Source organism: Microbulbifer variabilis, from assembly GCF_052468405.1.
In genome coordinates this window covers 1,882,072-1,898,639 of record NZ_CP174343.1, presented here as the reverse complement: position 1 = coordinate 1,898,639, position 16,568 = coordinate 1,882,072, and the positions used below count along the sequence as shown (strand labels likewise).

At 48.9% G+C, this 16,568-nt stretch carries 13 protein-coding genes; 4 read left to right on the top strand and 9 right to left on the bottom strand.

All coding sequences use genetic code 11. From position 1 onward, the window contains the following. Positions 1–701: 701 nt before the first annotated feature. Positions 702–1,385, bottom strand: coding sequence for a TetR family transcriptional regulator (locus ACJJJB_RS08660; protein WP_353376214.1), 684 nt, complete (start codon positions 1,383–1,385; stop codon positions 702–704). A 249-nt stretch (positions 1,386–1,634) separates the two neighbouring features. Here ACJJJB_RS08660 and ACJJJB_RS08655 point away from each other — a divergent pair, with 249 nt between their 5' ends. Together ACJJJB_RS08655 and ACJJJB_RS08650 are read left to right on the top strand one after the other, a co-directional pair. After that, on the top strand, positions 1,635–2,810 hold the full coding sequence (locus tag ACJJJB_RS08655; protein WP_445366071.1) for an efflux RND transporter periplasmic adaptor subunit: 1,176 nt from the start codon (positions 1,635–1,637) through the stop codon (positions 2,808–2,810). 11 nt (positions 2,811–2,821) lie between these two features. Continuing rightward, a complete protein-coding gene (locus ACJJJB_RS08650; protein WP_445366070.1) occupies positions 2,822–5,992 on the top strand; it encodes an efflux RND transporter permease subunit in 3,171 nt (1,056 codons plus the stop codon). Between the two features lie 78 nt (positions 5,993–6,070). Here the strand turns inward: ACJJJB_RS08650 and ACJJJB_RS08645 are convergent, their stop codons facing one another. Beyond that, positions 6,071–6,664 (bottom strand): FMN-dependent NADH-azoreductase, encoded by a 594-nt coding sequence (locus ACJJJB_RS08645; protein ID WP_353376213.1) that lies wholly within the window; start codon positions 6,662–6,664, stop codon positions 6,071–6,073. Positions 6,665–6,767: 103 nt separating this feature from the next. Between ACJJJB_RS08645 and ACJJJB_RS08640 the strand changes: the two genes are divergently transcribed. Then, positions 6,768–7,694: a LysR family transcriptional regulator gene (locus ACJJJB_RS08640; protein ID WP_282953446.1), complete on the top strand. Its 927-nt coding sequence runs from the start codon at positions 6,768–6,770 to the stop codon at positions 7,692–7,694. Here ACJJJB_RS08640 and ACJJJB_RS08635 read toward each other — a convergent pair. Both ACJJJB_RS08635 and ACJJJB_RS08630 read right to left on the bottom strand, forming a co-directional pair. Then, on the bottom strand, positions 7,691–8,188 hold the full coding sequence (locus ACJJJB_RS08635) for a DUF1097 domain-containing protein (protein WP_083922701.1): 498 nt from the start codon (positions 8,186–8,188) through the stop codon (positions 7,691–7,693). The two genes, ACJJJB_RS08640 and ACJJJB_RS08635, sit on opposite strands and share 4 nt — an antisense overlap. 91 nt (positions 8,189–8,279) lie before the next feature. Then, a complete protein-coding gene (locus ACJJJB_RS08630) occupies positions 8,280–9,008 on the bottom strand; it encodes an SDR family oxidoreductase (protein WP_211214920.1) in 729 nt (242 codons plus the stop codon). A 137-nt stretch (positions 9,009–9,145) separates the two neighbouring features. On the opposite strand from ACJJJB_RS08630, the gene ACJJJB_RS08625 reads away from it, so the two are divergent. Beyond that, positions 9,146–10,033, top strand: coding sequence for a LysR family transcriptional regulator (locus ACJJJB_RS08625; RefSeq protein ID WP_020412835.1), 888 nt, complete (start codon positions 9,146–9,148; stop codon positions 10,031–10,033). A 68-nt stretch (positions 10,034–10,101) separates the two neighbouring features. Here ACJJJB_RS08625 and ACJJJB_RS08620 read toward each other — a convergent pair whose 3' ends face one another. The 5 genes from ACJJJB_RS08620 to ACJJJB_RS08600 form a co-directional block, all read right to left on the bottom strand. After that, positions 10,102–10,947, bottom strand: a complete 846-nt coding sequence (locus tag ACJJJB_RS08620; RefSeq protein WP_445366069.1) for a mechanosensitive ion channel family protein — start codon at positions 10,945–10,947, stop codon at positions 10,102–10,104. Positions 10,948–11,289: 342 nt separating this feature from the next. Next, on the bottom strand, positions 11,290–12,888 hold the full coding sequence (locus tag ACJJJB_RS08615; protein ID WP_445366270.1) for a thiamine pyrophosphate-dependent enzyme: 1,599 nt from the start codon (positions 12,886–12,888) through the stop codon (positions 11,290–11,292). Between the two features lie 776 nt (positions 12,889–13,664). Continuing rightward, positions 13,665–14,411 (bottom strand): flavodoxin family protein, encoded by a 747-nt coding sequence (locus ACJJJB_RS08610; protein WP_020412832.1) that lies wholly within the window; start codon positions 14,409–14,411, stop codon positions 13,665–13,667. A gap of 69 nt (positions 14,412–14,480) precedes the next feature. Further along, the gene (locus ACJJJB_RS08605; protein WP_445366068.1) at positions 14,481–15,179 is read right to left on the bottom strand and encodes an SDR family NAD(P)-dependent oxidoreductase; all 699 of its coding nucleotides are present in this window, start codon (positions 15,177–15,179) and stop codon (positions 14,481–14,483) included. A 336-nt stretch (positions 15,180–15,515) separates the two neighbouring features. Then, positions 15,516–16,523 (bottom strand): tyrosine-type recombinase/integrase, encoded by a 1,008-nt coding sequence (locus ACJJJB_RS08600; protein WP_445366067.1) that lies wholly within the window; start codon positions 16,521–16,523, stop codon positions 15,516–15,518. Between the last annotated feature and the right edge of the window lie 45 nt (positions 16,524–16,568).

Sequence of the window (16,568 nt, the reverse complement as noted above, 5' to 3'; positions counted from 1 at the left end):
CTGGGCACTTTTTGAAATCATTTGGTAGTAATAATGCGTAGTCGCTCAGATTGGCTTAGGTTTAACATTTGAATCTTTCTGCAGTGGGTTCCAGCTTCAACCCTCTCAGTCAAGAGTAAACCCTGTGGGCACATAATTTGCTCTTGACTGAGAGGAGAGAGTTGAAGATTGATTTGGTTGATCACTGACTTAAAGGCTAGTTCTGATTCAAGGTTTCAATACGATCTTACACTGCCTATAAGATCAAGCCTGAACTAACTCAAAAAAGATTCCGGGTTTTTATGCATTTCTGACCCTTCCCATCAACAAAGGAGAGCGCCCTCACCAATATCACTATGATTTACCTCTCGCAAAGGCGGAAGAAAAACTTAACTTACTGTCAGAAAACAGTTGACGACTACACTCAAGGCTTCTTGAGCTTACTAGGAAAGAACATTGCGGTATTACTCAAGTATCCGTCGAAATTGTTGGAGATGATATTTACCCTATTTATTTCTTATCAAGAATATTTAAAGACTCTGCCACTGAGGAAGCTTAGAAACTCACTCTACTAATGTGTGCAAACCCGGAGAGTACCGGGCTGCTATTTAACTACTCACGGGGGGAAAGGAGAAATGATACTTGCAATCATGGTGTGGGAATCTGCCTACATGTGGTTAGCAGCTAAAAACCGCATAAAACTTATAGTATTTAAGGCAGGATCAGTGCAAGGTTCGCTGCTGCCTGTCCAAACGCATAGTAGAAGAAAAGCGAATCATATCTAGTAGCGTGTCGATGTAACGCTCGCCCAGTTCACCCAAATCCTCAATTCGTGGAGACTGCAGCCAGTCTTCCAATACACCAAAAAGACCACCATGTAGCATCTGTTGCGCCAGATCTACATCTAAATCTGTAGGCAACTGCCCTGCAGTAACTGCCATCTTCATTAAGTTGGCCATGCGTTCTAAGCCAGCAGTACGGCCCTGCTTGATACGCTGGGTTGATTCACACACTTCACTGACAGCCTCACATGGTAGGAAGATAATCTCGAGGACCCGCTGCCACTGTTCATTGCAGGCAATATCATGGAACAACCAAACCCAGCGGGTACGCAAGGTTCCCAAAGGGTTTTCCTTCAGCTCTTTCCCGGCAGTCTCACATAGTCTCTCACCGGGAAGTTCCATGCGCTCTGTCAAGGCATTAAGCAATCCAGCTTTACTGCGGAAATGGTCGTAGATCGAGCCACGGGTTACCCCGGCCAGTTCAGCCACCTCTGCAAGGGAGGCATGTGATACCCCGAATTCATGAAATACATTCATCGCGGCGTCCAGAATACGCTCACGAGTTGCCGCTGTTTGCTCTTTTCTGAGTTTGGTCATGGGGACTGCAGCTTCTTTTCTAATCATGTTTGTCTCATCTGACCGCATATTCACCGCATTTCGCCGCACGGTAGCTAAATGAGATATTCGTGCAAACCCTTGAAAACACTGGGTGAAAGTGCATCTTAGTCGATTATTACGCGCTGATGAACAGTTGATTGAATTTCATGCGTGCACATAAAATGTCAAGCAACTAGAACTAGACTTTCCTGTCTCTTTTCATGTTTCCCCGCAACTGACCCGCAATACCGGTAGTCAGCCCTTATTGAGGTAACCATGTTCAATAAAAAAGCGCTAATCAGTCTTCTGGTCGCATCCTCTGTTCTTGCGGCCTGCGATGAAAAGGCCGCTACACCGCCGATGATGGCGCCTCAGGTTACAGTTGTCACGCTGGAATCTGAGCCAGTGACCCTCACAAGGGAGTTGCCGGGGCGCACTTCCCCTTTCAAGGTGGCGGAAGTTCGCCCGCAAGTTAATGGCATCATAAAACAGCAATTGTTCCGTGAAGGTGGCCGTGTCGATGCAAATCAGCCGCTTTATCAGCTGGATGATGCCATTTACCGAGCGGATGTGGACAGTGCCCGCGCGAAGTTACAGCGTGCCAACGCCGCCATGAATATCGCGCGATTGAAGGCGGTACGGACTAGAGGCTTAATAAGTAATGGAGCCGTTAGCAAGCAGGAAAATGATGCGGCTGAGGCGGATTTGCAGGAAGCTCGTGCAGATGTAGCCGAGGCTAAAGCGGAGCTGCACCGGGCTGAGATACAGCTGGACTACGCCCAAATTACTTCCCCGATTACGGGCCGAATTGGTAAATCCTCTGTAACCCAGGGGGCACTAGTGACGGCCAATCAGGCCGCAACTTTGGCCACAGTGCAACAGCTGGACCCCATCTATGTGGATGTTACTCAGTCGGCTGCAGAGTTGGTAAGCCTTCGCCGGGCTCTCCAGGCCGGCACACTGGCGGATGCCACTCATCTGCCGGTCAGGATCCTGCTGGAAGATGGCGGTGAGTTTGAACACCAGGGCAAACTCGAGTTTGCCGAAGCAAGTGTTGATCCCTCAACTGGTAGCGTATTGCTACGGGTAGTTGTACCCAACCCGGATAACATGTTGCTGCCGGGCATGTATGTGCGTGCAATAGTGGGCAGAGGTGTACGCGATAACGCTATTTTGGTGCCTCAGCAAGGTATTGCGCGGGACCCGAAAGGCAATACGTCAGCCATGGTGGTCAATGAAGAGAATATCGTTGCTCAGCGCTCAGTACGGGTAAGCCGCACAGTTGGCAATCGATGGCTGGTAGAAGAGGGGCTTGAGCCCGGCGACCGTGTCGTGGTGGCTGGATTGCAGAAAATCCGCCCCGGCGCCCCGGTGCAGCCGAGTGAGCGTGAGGACAAACAGCCACCTGCAGCAATTGGCGATGAAAAAACCACAGCTGAGCAGGGTTCCTGAGGGTAGGGGTTATGGCGAGTTTTTTTATCAACCGACCCATCTTTGCCTGGGTTCTGGCAATTATCACAATGCTGGCTGGTGCATTGTCCATCAGCAAGCTGGCGGTGGAGCGCTATCCCAATATTGCACCGCCCTCTATCAATATTGAGGCGAACTACCCGGGCGCTTCTGCCAAGGTGGTCGAGGACTCCGTTACACAGATCCTGGAACGGAATATGAAAGGCCTGGATGGCCTTCTATATATGTCTGCTACAAGTCAATCCAACGGTGGTGCTTCCATTTCTCTGACATTTGAGAATGGTACCGATCCAGATACCGCGCAGGTACAGGTCCAGAACAAGGTGCAGTTGGCAATGCCATTGTTGCCCCAAGAGGTACAGCTACAGGGGGTCAACGTCAGTAAGTCCCGCGGCGGTTTCCTGATGGTTGCGGGCTTTGTATCTGAAGACGGCAGTATGAATCGCAACGATATTGCCGATTATATTAATTCAGCCATTGTGGACCCGGTTAGCCGGGTACCGGGCGTTGGAAACGTGCAGGTATTCGGCTCCAAGTATGCACTGCGTATTTGGCTTGACCCCAATAAGCTGACCACTTACGACCTGACACCGAATGATGTCGCCACAGCAGTGCGGGCACAGAATGCCCAGGTTACCGTGGGCAGCCTTGGCGGTGCGCCGGCAGTGCCGGGGCAACAACTCAATGCCTCCATTACCTCACAGGGACGCCTGCAAACCCCGGAGCAATTCCGGGAAATTGTGGTCCGTGCCAATGATGATGGCTCCCTGCTGCGGCTTGGCGATATCGCCCGTGTTGAATTGGGGGCAGAGAACTACGAGTTTATTTCCCGCTACAACCGCCAACCGGCAACGGGTATTGCCATTAACCTGGCTACTGGTGCCAATGCGTTAGATACCGCAGAAGGCGTTAAAGCAAAGCTCAAGGAGCTGGAGCCTTTCTTCCCAAGGGGACTTACCTCGGTCGTACCTTTTGATACCACGCCCTTCGTTGAGGTCTCCATCAAAGGTGTGATCAGTACTTTGATTGAAGCCATTGTGCTGGTCTTCCTGGTGATGTATCTGTTCCTGCAAAACTTCCGTGCAACCTTAATTCCCACGATTGCAGTGCCGGTAGTACTGCTGGGAACCTTTGCGGTTCTCGCGGCATTGGGATTTTCGGTCAATATGCTCACTATGTTCGCCATGGTGTTGGCCATCGGCCTGCTGGTGGACGATGCCATTGTGGTTGTGGAGAACGTAGAGAGGGTGATGCGTGAAGAGGGGTTGTCACCAAAGGAAGCAACTAAAAAATCCATGAAGCAGATTACTGCGGCACTGATAGGTATCGGCGTAGTGCTCTCGGCAGTGTTTGTGCCTATGGCATTTATGGATGGTGCTACCGGAGTAATCTATCGCCAGTTCTCAGCAACCATTGTCGCTGCCATGGCCTTGTCTGTATTAGTGGCGATTATCCTGACCCCCGCACTATGTGCCACCTTGCTGAAACCACTTTCAAAAGGGGAAAGCCACGGTGAGAAAGGCTTCTTCGGTTGGTTCAATCGCAACTTTGAGCGCGGCAGCCAGCGCTACCAGGGCGGAGTGCAGGGCATTCTAAAACGCAGCGGCCGTTTTATGCTGTTGTTTGTGGCCCTTTCGGCCGTGATGGCCTTCCTGTTTCTGCGCTTACCCAGCTCCTTCCTGCCGGATGAAGACCAGGGCGTGCTCTTCTCTATGGTGCAGGCACCTGTAGGTGCGACCCAGGAACGCACCATGGCATCTATCCGCAAAGTGGAAGATCAGTTTCTGGACAACGAGCAGGGTATCGTGAAGTCAGTATTTTCAGTGCAGGGCTTTAGTTTTGCTGGCAGCGGCCAGAATACCGGTATCGCCTTTGTAAATATGGAAGACTGGTCCGACCGGGAAGAGGACTCGCAAAGTGCCGGAGCAGTAGCCATGCGTGCTATGGGCGCGCTGATGCAAATTAAAGATGCCATGGCTTTTGCCTTTGCGCCGCCGCCTCTGCCAGAGTTGGGTTCTTCTGGTGGCTTTAACTTTTACTTAAAAGATAACGGCAATCTGGGGCACGAAGCACTGACCGCTGCCCGCAACCAGTTCCTGGGGATGGCCGGGCAGAGTAAATTACTCTCTAACGTACGCCCCAATGGCCAGGAGGACACGCCGCAGTTCCGGGTGAAAATTGACAACGCCAAGGCTGCGGCCCTCGGCTTGTCTATTGCCGATATTAACAGCGCGCTGAGTACCGCTTGGGGTGGCTCCTATATCGATGATTTTATCGATCGCGGCCGGGTGAAGCGGGTTTATATGCAGGCGGATGCGCCATATCGCATGGTGCCGGAAGACTTCCAGCTTTGGTCTGTGCGCAATGATAAAGGCGATATGGTGCCTCTATCTTCCTTTGCCAGCTTCTCCTGGGAGTACGGATCTCCTCGCCTGGAGCGCTACAACGGCGTGCCATCCATGCAAATCAACGGCCAGGCAGCTCCAGGAGTCAGCTCTGGTGAGGCCATGGCAGAAGTGGAGAGACTGGTAGCTCAGTTGCCGGCGGGTGTTGGTATTGAGTGGAGTGGCCTTTCTTACCAGGAGCGTGCCGCCGGAGCACAAACACCACTGCTTTATACCCTGTCATTACTGATTGTTTTCCTGTGCCTTGCCGCACTTTATGAGAGCTGGACAGTACCAACAGCCGTATTGTTAATGGCGCCTTTAGGTATTCTTGGCGCGGTGCTGGCGAATAGCTTGCGGGGGATGGAAAGGGATATCTATTTCCAGGTGGCCATGTTGACCACTGTGGGCTTAACCAGTAAGAACGCCATTTTGATTGTGGAGTTTGCCAAGCAAAACTTAGAGGATGGTATGGAGCTGGTGCAGGCTACTATGCGTGCAGTACGCGATCGCCTGCGTCCTATCCTGATGACTTCTTTGGCTTTTGGTTTGGGAGTTCTTCCGCTGGCGATAGCCACTGGTGCAGGTTCTGGCGCGCAACGCGCAATTGGAACCGGGGTACTGGGGGGAATGGTTGTGGGCACGCTGCTGGGAATCTTCTTTATTCCTTTGTTCTTTGTGGTGGTGCAGAGGCTGTTTGGGAGAAAGGCTAATAATAAAGAGTCATCTCAGGCTGATGCTCCTGAACGCAATGAGACTGAGGCTGTAGAAGCTGTATAAATTTATATCTGAAAAAGCCAGGCCGGATAATAGGGCCTGGCTTTTTTATTTCCAATGAATGCGGTAGCACTTGCAGGTTTAAGCAAGCTCAGTAATACGTTCATTTGCAGCTGCGACGGCCTTTTCTTTTGCCTCTTCACCGGTCGCAAGCCCCTCCGTGTAAACAAGTTCAACATCGGTGATACCTACAAAGCCGAGGAACTGACGTAGAAAGGCACTCTGCGCATGATCGTCACCGTGATAGCCACCTCGAGCGACAAAGACGATTGCTTTCTTGTTCTTCAGCAATCCTTCAGGACCATTCGCTGTGTAGCGGAAGGTGACGCCGGCTCGGGCGATATGGTCGAAGTAGGTGTGCAGGGTGGAGGGGATTGTGAAATTGTACATAGGTACACCCAGTACCAGCACATCTGCCGAAGTAATCTCTTCAATAAGTTTGTCCGAAAAATCAACAATAGCTTGCTGATCTGCGGTGCGCTGCTCAGCCTGGGTAGTGAAGGCCTGAAAGCGCTCCAGAGACAGGTGGGGCACCGGCTCTGCCACCAGATCACGCTGAATTAGTTCGCCATCCGGATTATTCGTTTTCCAGCTCTCGATATACTTTGCAGCCAGCTGGGAGGTCTGTCCTCCGGCTTGGAACATGCTGGATTGGATATTGAGCAACTTTGTCATGACTGGTTCCTAGTGAATCAATTAGCTTGAACACTATTGAAACATTGGTTAATTCGATTAAAAATTAGAAAATTTCACTGAAATCTATCGAAATATCCGATTTATGACTAATCAGTTTGCCAGATCATCTTCAAACCCGAAAATTACGCTCGAGCAATGGCGGTGTTTGGTAGCGGTTGTTGAGGGCGGAGGATACGCCCAGGCGGCGGAACGCCTGCATAAGAGCCAGTCCTCGGTAAGCTATGCGGTGCAAAAACTGGAGTCTGTGCTGGGTGTGGCCGCATTCACTATCAGTGGCCGCAAAGCAGTGCTGACAAAAGCGGGCGATATGCTGTACCGCCATGCACGGCAGCTGCTGGAGGATGCCGCATCTTTAGAGGCTGCAGCCTGTAAGGCTTCTGCTGGCTGGGAGTCAGAAATTGCTATCGGCATAGAGGTCTTTTTTCCCACTTGGTTATTATTGGAGTGTCTTGACCAGTTTGGCGAGGAAAGCCCGCAGACCCGTATTGAAGTTTATGAAACCGTTATCGGCGGTGGGCCTGAAGCACTGCAGCAGGGTAAGATCGACTTCGCTATCAGCCCACATATTCCCAAAGGCTTCAATGGTGAGCTGCTTTACAGCCCGGTACGAATCATTCCCGTTGCCCACCCGGATCATCCTTTACACCAATTGGGGCGAGAGCTGACCTTGCGAGACTTACGCAATCATCGCCATCTGGTGGTGCGGGATACAGGCTCACAGAGAACCAGTCGGACCCATACGGTAGATGTGGCCCAACGCTGGACTGTCAGCAATATGGCCACCTCCATTGGCGCGGCCTGCCGTGGCTATGGTTTTGCCTGGCTGCCGGAGGAGAAAATTAGACAGGAACTGGAAGAGGGCACCTTAAAGCCACTGCCCTTACGCGGTGGCAATGAAAGGCAGGTGTCTATGTACCTGATATTTGCCGATCGCGAGACTACAGGCCCAGGAGCAAGAAGGCTGGCTGAAATTATTCGCCTGCGCCTAAGAGAATTGGAAGCAGATTAATCCGCTTTATTTTTTCCTGGTAGGGATTGTGTATAGGTACATAAATGGCCTGAGGATATTCCCAGGAGAACAGGGGCGATCAGTGAGGCTATTCCTATATAAGTGGTCTCGGCATGTGCAGCAAAAAAGGTAATTAACCCCAGAAACCAAGCGGCAATATTGCCGATAATGGGCTTTCCTCTGAGGAAAACCACGATAAAAGCTACAATAAATACTGTCGCAGCGAAGGCAGCTTTACCCATGACAGGCAGTAACACACTGTTTATTACAGAAGCAATTACGCCGAGTAAAATTCCCAAAGTGACACAAATACTACTGGTTAATGTGTTCGATATAGAGGTGGGCCTGGTGAAAAAGACAACCCAGCCGACAAACATTGCCCACGGAGGTAAATTTGTTGCAAGGCAGGTAAAGGCGGCGGCACTGGCAATAGTTGCAGCAATAAAGGTATCTCTGCTGTGCTTTAGGTTTAACGCCTGGATTAGTGAGGACATCGGCTTTCTTTCCAAGTCAGAAAAATAATCAATAGCAGCAGCTAAAGTTTCTTAAACTGCTGCGAGTAATGAGCCGGGCTTAGGGGTGGATTTATATAATCCCACCATTAACCCGAATCACCTGCCCATTGATCCATCCCCCTTGCTCCCCGGCCAAAAAGGCGACCGTGTTTGCAATATCTTCCGGGCTTCCCAGTCGCTCCAGTGGAGACAAGTTGGCGAGGCTGTTCACCATCTCATCAGTTTTGCCATCCAGGAAAAGTTCGGTTGCTGTTGGTCCCGGGGCAACAGCATTAACGGTAATATTTCGTCCTCGCATCTCTTTGGACATTACCTGTGTCATCGCCTCAATGGCGGCTTTGGTTGCTGCGTAGATACTGTAGGTGGGCATATATAGGCCTACAACGCTTGAGGACAAGTTGATAATTCGCCCACCTTGTCTAAGGCGTTTACAGGCCTCCCGCATTGTGTTGAATGTACCTTTAAGGTTGACTGCAACCATGGTGTCGAAGTCTTCTTCTTTACTTTCGGCTAAAGTCGCTAACTTCATGATGCCAGCACTATTGATAACAGCATCAATACCACCAAAGGTGGCTTCCACAGATTCAAATAATCTAGTAACTGCGTTGGAATCACTGACGTCTGCCTGAACGGTGACGGCCTTTCCTCCGGCCGCTTCAATCTGATTTAACAGCTTTTCAGCGGCATTGAAGTTGCCAACGAAGTTAATCAAGATTGTGAAGTTGTCCTTTGCCAGTCGGGTGGCAATAGCCGCACCTATGCCTCTGGAAGCGCCGGTGACTAGTGCAACTTTTTCCAAAATGACCTCCAAGCTGATTGGAGTCACAGCTGTGACTCTATGAGTAATGTTCCCGAAGAGAATAAGCTCGTGGTTTGAGTAGATAATCTAGCTAAAATGGAACCTATTGTTCTAACTAGATAAACAATGGGCTTAATATGGATAAGCTGGATGCAATGCGACTCTATGTTCGAATCGTTGAGCGTGGCAGCTTTACCGCGGCCTCTAGCGACTTGGACATTCCCCGATCTACCTCTACACAAGTGATCAATAAGCTTGAAAAGCAGCTTGGTGTGAGGTTGTTACAGAGATCTACACGCAAGGTAAAAGCAACGCTGGATGGGGAGCTGTATTACCAGCGATGTCTATCGATACTTTCGGATGTAGAAGAAGCGGAAGGTGCATTTAAGGGCTCGTTGCCGAAAGGGGAGGTTCGTGTCGATGTACAGGGAACAATTGCTCGCCACTTCGTTATGCCTAAGCTTCCGCAATTTTTTGAACGTTACCCCGATATTACTTTGGTGATGAGCGAAGGGGATCGCTGGGTTGATTTGGTCCAGGAAGGAGTGGACTGTGCGATCAGATATGGTCATTTAGCCGATAGTGAGTTGATCGCGAGGCGTCTGACAATGCTGGACAGACTCACCTGTGCTTCACCGGGTTATCTTGAGCGCTACGGCACCCCGAAATCCCTACTTGACTTGAGCCATCACCGGGCAGTGGCCCTCCGTTCGATAACAACGGGGAAGTCAACGCCGCTATCATTTTGCGTTGGGGACAAGGTTGAAACCATGGAAGCTATAGCGCCTATCACGGTAACGGGTACGGAGAGTTATCGGGATGCCGTTAAATTAGGGATTGGCCTGGCCCAGTTCCCCAGGTTTCATGTTGAAAAGGATCTAACTGAGGGCAATCTAATAGAAGTGTTACCTAACATTCGCCCACCAAGTGAACCGGTTTCTGTAGTTTTTACTCAGAATCGTTTCCTGTCGCCTAGAGTCAGGACTTTTATTGAATGGTTAACAGAAATTTTTGCTGATCATTAGGGTGTAGGTGGGAGCAACCCAAGCACTGGGAAAAGCTATCCACCAGTGCTTGAGATAGAATGCCGTTGTTAGTTTCCAGCCTTCAAATTTTTTGTTTTCTCAAACCAGAAATTATAAAAATCTTCGGTCACTAGCTGTTCGATATTTGTTGCCTCTTCACGAGGGCAAAATATTGTAGCGGTGATCACATCATGGCCAAGATCATTGGTTGCAACACTCACTTTCGCGTCAGGGCCAGATAGCTCCACGCCCATACGACTCTCAATCAGCTTGCAGTAGCGCTCGGCAACTTCCCGGAATGAATCGCAGTGTTCCTTCAAGCGTTCTGCAATAAACTTCTTGGCCTCAAAAGGGTTTATTTCACTGCGTTCGCGAGTTATTGAGAAAGTGTGCTCGATGTAGCGACGCATGAAGTTCAGGTTCTTTACCGGTTGGGTGAAGAACGCATTATTGGGAATGTAAAGGGTGGTTCCAGTATAACCATTGCCAAGTCCGTGAGGGTCGATTTCCAAAAGTGTGGTGCTTAACCAATCACTGTCGGTGACCTCACCAAACTGGTCGCCAACTTTAATCCAGTCCCCAACGGTGAAAGAGCGCATATTGGCTTGATATAGACCGCCAACCAAGCACTGTACAGCCTCACGAAGTGCCAGAACAATTGCCACAGAGAAAGCGGCAATAGACAGGGCAAAATCCCGAAGTTCACTTACCCAAATCACCATTAAACCGACTACCAGCAATAAGTTGCCGATATTATGTACAGTATTGATACGGCGACGTTTATCAGCTTTCTGCCAGCTACTTCGGGCAATGGCTAGCGTAAGCAAGCCGCGCAACAGCATAATGGCTGTAACTAGGCATACAGTGACAAATAGTTTGCTATCCAGGATGTAATCCAAGAACTCTGGTTTCATTCGGAAAAGGGACCTCACGGAGATGGGTAAGCCACCATATCAACGCTCGACTTCTCGATGAAGGCGGGCATACAAAGTCAGAGTGGTGGGGACTGGTAAAAATTACGAAGGCGGGCAATCTATCCTTGGTTGTGAATCTTGTAAATAGCTTGCCAAAAATGTGGATAGGATTGGCCAAATGCCCATATTTTTAGGCTATAGACACCCAAAAAAGACCAAGTATAGGATATTTCTATCGATAGCTGGAATCGGGGAGAGTTATCGAAACATCTCATCCGTTGGTTAACATTATGAGGTGAATTAGACACATGTCCAGGTCTGAGTTGATACAGGTTCTCTAGTTTATGGCACAACTTTAACATCGAGCAAAAATGTTTTCCCGGTCTGAATACTTTGCAATCCTTTGTTGATAGCTTTTTTTAACTCGCTTATCTCTTTTACTCGCAGGCCTTGCCCTCCGTAAGACTCGACCGTTTTACAATAATCAGGTTCAGGCTGTATAAGATTGCCAACAAAATGATTATTTTTAACTGCTGCACCATTTGGGAAGTACTTTTGTATATTCCAAGTTTGCGATAAGTACTGGTTGTTGTTACATAAGACGATGAAAAGCGGTAATCCATATTCCTGAGAGAATCCCAGCGCAGCCGGAACAGGATTATAGTGCCAGGCGCCATCACCAATAATGCAAACGACAAGCCTGTCGGGGCTCGCAAGTTTTACCCCTAATGCTGTGCCCAATCCGGTTCCTAATGCACCACACCAGCCTCTAAATTGTTGAAATAATTTAGTACTGTACAAATGATTCAGCATCTGAGGAACCTGGGCAACAATCTCATCGATGCATGCGCAGTTTTCGGGTAAAGTATCATGTAAAACTCGGAATAATTCTGAAGCCGGAATACCTTGTTTCGTTGCTTGTAACACTTCTTGTGCATCTTTACGGTTTTTTTCCCGTATTGAGTTTGAATAACGTGACCAATCATTAGCACGCTTTTTGTTATCAATTTTTTTGTCTTCCAGTGAGGCTGATATTTGCTTCATATTGAGAAAGCGGTCACCTGCAATAGTATGGGTTGTTTTGTAACCCCAATAGGGCGCACGAGGCCTTAATGGATCTTCTTCAAGATGAATGACAGTGCAATCAGGCATTAATGCCCGGTGGGGAGGATGCCAGGGGGCATTACAGCCAATGAGCAGAATGACGTCAGTTTTATTGAGGATTTCACTTGTAATTTCAAACCCATACAGCGGGTGAGACCTGGGGAAGTTATGATACGCAGGCATCATGAACTCGAAAACAGGAGCTGTAAGAGTTTCAGCGATATGGATTAGTTGTTCTTTTTCAGCTTTTGTTCGTCCACCATATTCTGTGATAATAATAGGTAATGATGCACTTGCTAACAGATTTGTTATTTCTTCTATTTGGCTTTTTGTAGCCACTACCGGACTTGAAGCCAGAACGGGAGGCAGAGACTTGGGTGCTTCATGTAGTAATATATCGAAAGATACTTCAAGTAAAACGGGCCCTCGCGGGACAGCATTTGCAATAAATTGGGCCCGATTAAGCTCTTGTACTAGATCAGAAGAAGTTATTGCTTTTTTTGACCATTTGACGACTCTTTCTCCCTCTATTGCTGGGCCTGCAAAATCAACAAGTAAAGAGGGCCATTCCGGACCTGGATCGGTTGTAGCATCCTCACCGTAGGTTAATGAATCAGGTGATATAACGAGCATCGGGATTCGTTCTTGTAATGAGGACCTTAGTGCCATAGAGCCGTTTAATACTCCCAGACTGGAAGTGGAAGGGAGAAAAACAGCCTGCGGCTTTCCCTTAACCTTAAAGTATCCATAGGCAAGGCTGACAGCCAATAGTTCATGACGACAACGAAAATAGCGTATGTTTATTTTATTTTCTCTAGCAGCGAATACTTCCCACAATGGCGATGGGCGAGGCAAAAATACAATCTACTTTGTTTGCATCTAATTGATCAATTATGGCATTAGCGCCATTGTATATTGGATGTGTTGTAGAATGGCTCATAAATAAGTTTGCCTTCTATATCCCTGTTTGCATGTTCATATTGATCGATTTTCTGCGTTTGTTTCTTATAGTTTAGTTCGTTTCTATTTTTAAGTTGCTATAAAGGCTAATAGGTCATCATGGTTATGAACCTTAATTCAAAGAAAGTAACTGTTATTTTTATTGGGGCTTTACACTATTGTTTTTTCAAATAGCACCTGCTTGTGAGTGACTTTTTATCAGTCAGTGAGTCGTGTCCGATTGAGTTTTCTATGGGCAGTGATGAGTTCCTGAAAGAGTGATTTGGCTGAGGTTGAGGCTAAGGCGATGAGCGTTGGATATTTAGTATGATGGTATTAGGTTTCGAGGATGAATGCTCCAGCGCGAAATGGATAATGCGCAAATTGACCACTGGCTTTCGCGCGTGAAACTACCTATGACATGAAGCAGACACATTGGGTTTCTTGGTCATAAGACTGGCAGTACCGCTATCTGGTTTCTATGTGGCAAGTTCTGAGGGCAACTTTCAATAGTGCCGATCAATAGCGATACGAAATGGTTAGATATATCCTCAGCAAAAGGCTATTACTTTCTGGCTTAGAGCCAAGGTAAGGCATTGATACATCATGCTTCGATTTATTTACACTTCCCCGCCAATCGATGGACACAGATTGATCAACGGGGGAGGGCGTCCCTATCGATAATCGGGGTTGGGAAAATCGGGCTTGCAGCCTGCATCCCACGCCGAGCGCTGATTTCCATGGGCAGGGATACCACCGGCATCTTTTATTATTCTCGCAAGGTGCATCAAATTCCATGTCATAAAGGTGGTGTTGCGGTTGGTGAAGTCATTTTGCGGGCCGCCAGAACCTGGGTCCAGATATGAGGGGCCAGGGCCTGCTTCACCAACCCAGGCTGCATCTGCTTGGGGTGGGATAACATAGCCAAGATGTTGCAAGGAGTAGAGGATATTCATCGCACAGTGTTTGGCTCCGTCTTCATTGCCAGTAATAAGGCAGCCCCCGACTCGCCCATAATAGGCGTATTGTCCCTGGTCATTCAGATCAGATGAATTGGCATAAAGCCTTTCTATAACCTGGGTGCATATGGATGATTTTTCCCCCAGCCAAATAGGTGTTGTTATAACCAGGATATTGGCCTCAATCACTTGTTGAAATATCTGTGGCCAGTCATCGTTCTCCCAGCCGTGTTTAGTCATATCTGGGTAAACGCCGAAGGCAATATCGTGGTCAACTGGTCTCAGTACCTGTACCGAGATACCGTTTCTTTGCATGATTTCTCGGGAGATAGTAACCAGTCCATCCGTATGGGATAGTTCCGGCGTAGGCTTCAGAGTGCAGTTAAGAAATACAGCTTTCAGGTCAGAAAAGTCCCAACGGCTGGATTCACACTCTTCAATTTGTTTCTTGTTAAGGGTCATTATTGGCCTCCTTGCAAAATCTGGTTCCCGGCAAATCAGAATGAGCAGTTTTAACTTAGCTGATAGTTGTTACCATTTCTCCACATGGGGCCTAAGATCCACCTCGAAAGTCCAGGCGGATTTGGCCTGGGTTGTCAGGAAAAAGGCCGTGTCGGCGATATCTGGTGGCTGCAAAAATGTTTGATTATCTCTTGTGCTTCCATCTAGTGTGCGACTTTTACTTACCGGCCCATCAATGATCAGGTAGGCTACATGTACCCCTTTGGGCCAAAGATGCCTGGCCATCGATTGGGCAAGACTGCGCTGCGCAGCCTTTGCTGACGCAAAAGAAGCAAAGTTCGCTCCGCCGCGGAGGGAGGCGGTTGCTCCCACAATAATGATGTTTCCTTTGCCATGCTGGATCATCTCAGTAGTCACCAGTTGGCCGAATAGAGCGCAACCCCGGCAATTTATCTTCCAATCCGATTCATATTCATAGATATCGAGATTTTCAATGGTGCAGGAGTGGCCAGAGCCAGCGTTGTAGATCAATGTTTCGATTGGGGCCATTTCAGCTTGGATGCGGCTGAATACATCGGCAATTTGATCAGGTTTGGTAACGTCACAGATGTAACTCTTTGCCTCGCCCAGCTCAGTCTGCAATTTATCTAGGTAACTTTTATTTCGGGCAAGAAGCGCCACCCGGTAGCCTTCGTGATTAAACTTCTTGGCAAAGGCGGCCCCATTTCCAGGCCCGACGCCTACAATGACGCAGGTGGGTTTAGCCATGGTTGGTGTCTCCAGGAAAAGCTGGTAAGTCCTGACCCGGGCCAAGTTACGGCTCAAAAAAGAACTATTTTGGCGCCTGGGTACAAGAGTGCTGTGGTAATTAGGGTTAGTTAGTAGATATTGCCCGTTGCTGCCCGGAGAGTTTAGTTGGTCCCAGGTGTTTATTGGCGAGCGTGGCTGATTTTATGAGCTTGTCAGTGTAGACAGCCTGAGATAGATGGAAAGTGGATCGGCAGGGTAGGTATTGGTGCTCCCATAGGGCGATTCAGCTCAAGCTTACAGATTTAGCAGGCTTTTTTTCGGGAGCCTGAGGCAGATTCCGGGCTCCCATAGCAGCTAAAGTAACTCCGCCATCTTCTTCATTAGGATCGCGGAGGCATTCTCAGTAAATCGTTGCCCTTCCTCAATGTACTCCCAAACTGTGGCATCACTTTTCCAGCCACCTTGCTTTTTGATCAACTCAAAACCAACCTTTTCCCGGGCTGCAGATGTAGACAGTCCGCGGCGGAAGCTATGGCTGCTGAGTTCATTGATGAAGTCAAATCCACAATCTGCCCCAAGCTTCTTCAGTAGGTCATTGATGGCAGTGGGATTTAATTGCCGGTCCTGAACTGTATCCCAGCGGTTAACCGCTCTGAATACCGGCCCACGAACAATACCACTTACTTTTAGCCAGGTTTTGAGGGCTTGAGCTGGGCAGGATTCTGGTTTACCGAAGGGGAGGGCACGCATAATTCCTTGACCGTTTTGATCCGTTTTGGATTTAGGTAGACGCACAATCAGGCCTTCCTCCTCCCAAACCAGGTCTTCCACCTGGATCGCTACCAGCTCGCTACGCCGAAATGCCCCAAAGAAGCCGATTAGAATCAGAGCGAGATCCCTTGCCTTCTTATTTGAATCCGGTTGCGAGCGCAACTGATTAGCCATAGTGGCAATGTGTTGGAGGCTCAAAGCCTTGGCTTTTTGTTTGGGCTTGCCATGCGTGCGGCGAATGCCGCGCATAGTCTTTTGTACCAAGGGTTCGGTGACTGGATTTGGAATTCCCTGATACAGATGCCATTGGCCAATGGCGGTAAGGTGCAGATCCAATGTGCGAGGGTTCAACTTGTCTGCCCGGCTCATCAGATAGCTCACTAGTGAGCGGCCATCGGTAGGCAGCCTGCCGCCCCACCGTTCGAACTGGCGGATAGCTGAGCGGTAAGCCTTGCGCGTACTGTCAGAGGTGGCCGCACGCAGGTATTTCTGGATGTCCTCTTCTGATAGCAGAGCGTCAGCCTGTCCAGTTGTACTAAGAGAGCTGGTTTTTAGTGGGGGTATCCCGGGCGGGGAGGGCTGGATTCCCATGATTTTAAAGACACCTTAAGAAGTATTGTTTGTACTGGTGGTACG

Excerpts from the sequence above, each read along its gene's own strand:
- ACJJJB_RS08660 (WP_353376214.1), bottom strand. The coding sequence starts at position 1,385 with ATGATTAGAAAAGAAGCTGCAGTCCCCATGACCAAACTCAGAAAAGAG.
- ACJJJB_RS08655 (WP_445366071.1), top strand. The coding sequence starts at position 1,635 with ATGTTCAATAAAAAAGCGCTAATCAGTCTTCTGGTCGCATCCTCTGTT.
- ACJJJB_RS08650 (WP_445366070.1), top strand. The coding sequence starts at position 2,822 with ATGGCGAGTTTTTTTATCAACCGACCCATCTTTGCCTGGGTTCTGGCA.
- ACJJJB_RS08645 (WP_353376213.1), bottom strand. The coding sequence starts at position 6,664 with ATGACAAAGTTGCTCAATATCCAATCCAGCATGTTCCAAGCCGGAGGA.
- ACJJJB_RS08640 (WP_282953446.1), top strand. The coding sequence starts at position 6,768 with ATGACTAATCAGTTTGCCAGATCATCTTCAAACCCGAAAATTACGCTC.
- ACJJJB_RS08635 (WP_083922701.1), bottom strand. The coding sequence starts at position 8,188 with ATGTCCTCACTAATCCAGGCGTTAAACCTAAAGCACAGCAGAGATACC.
- ACJJJB_RS08625 (WP_020412835.1), top strand. The coding sequence starts at position 9,146 with ATGGATAAGCTGGATGCAATGCGACTCTATGTTCGAATCGTTGAGCGT.
- ACJJJB_RS08620 (WP_445366069.1), bottom strand. The coding sequence starts at position 10,947 with ATGAAACCAGAGTTCTTGGATTACATCCTGGATAGCAAACTATTTGTC.
- ACJJJB_RS08610 (WP_020412832.1), bottom strand. The coding sequence starts at position 14,411 with ATGACCCTTAACAAGAAACAAATTGAAGAGTGTGAATCCAGCCGTTGG.
- ACJJJB_RS08605 (WP_445366068.1), bottom strand. The coding sequence starts at position 15,179 with ATGGCTAAACCCACCTGCGTCATTGTAGGCGTCGGGCCTGGAAATGGG.
- ACJJJB_RS08600 (WP_445366067.1), bottom strand. The coding sequence starts at position 16,523 with ATGGGAATCCAGCCCTCCCCGCCCGGGATACCCCCACTAAAAACCAGC.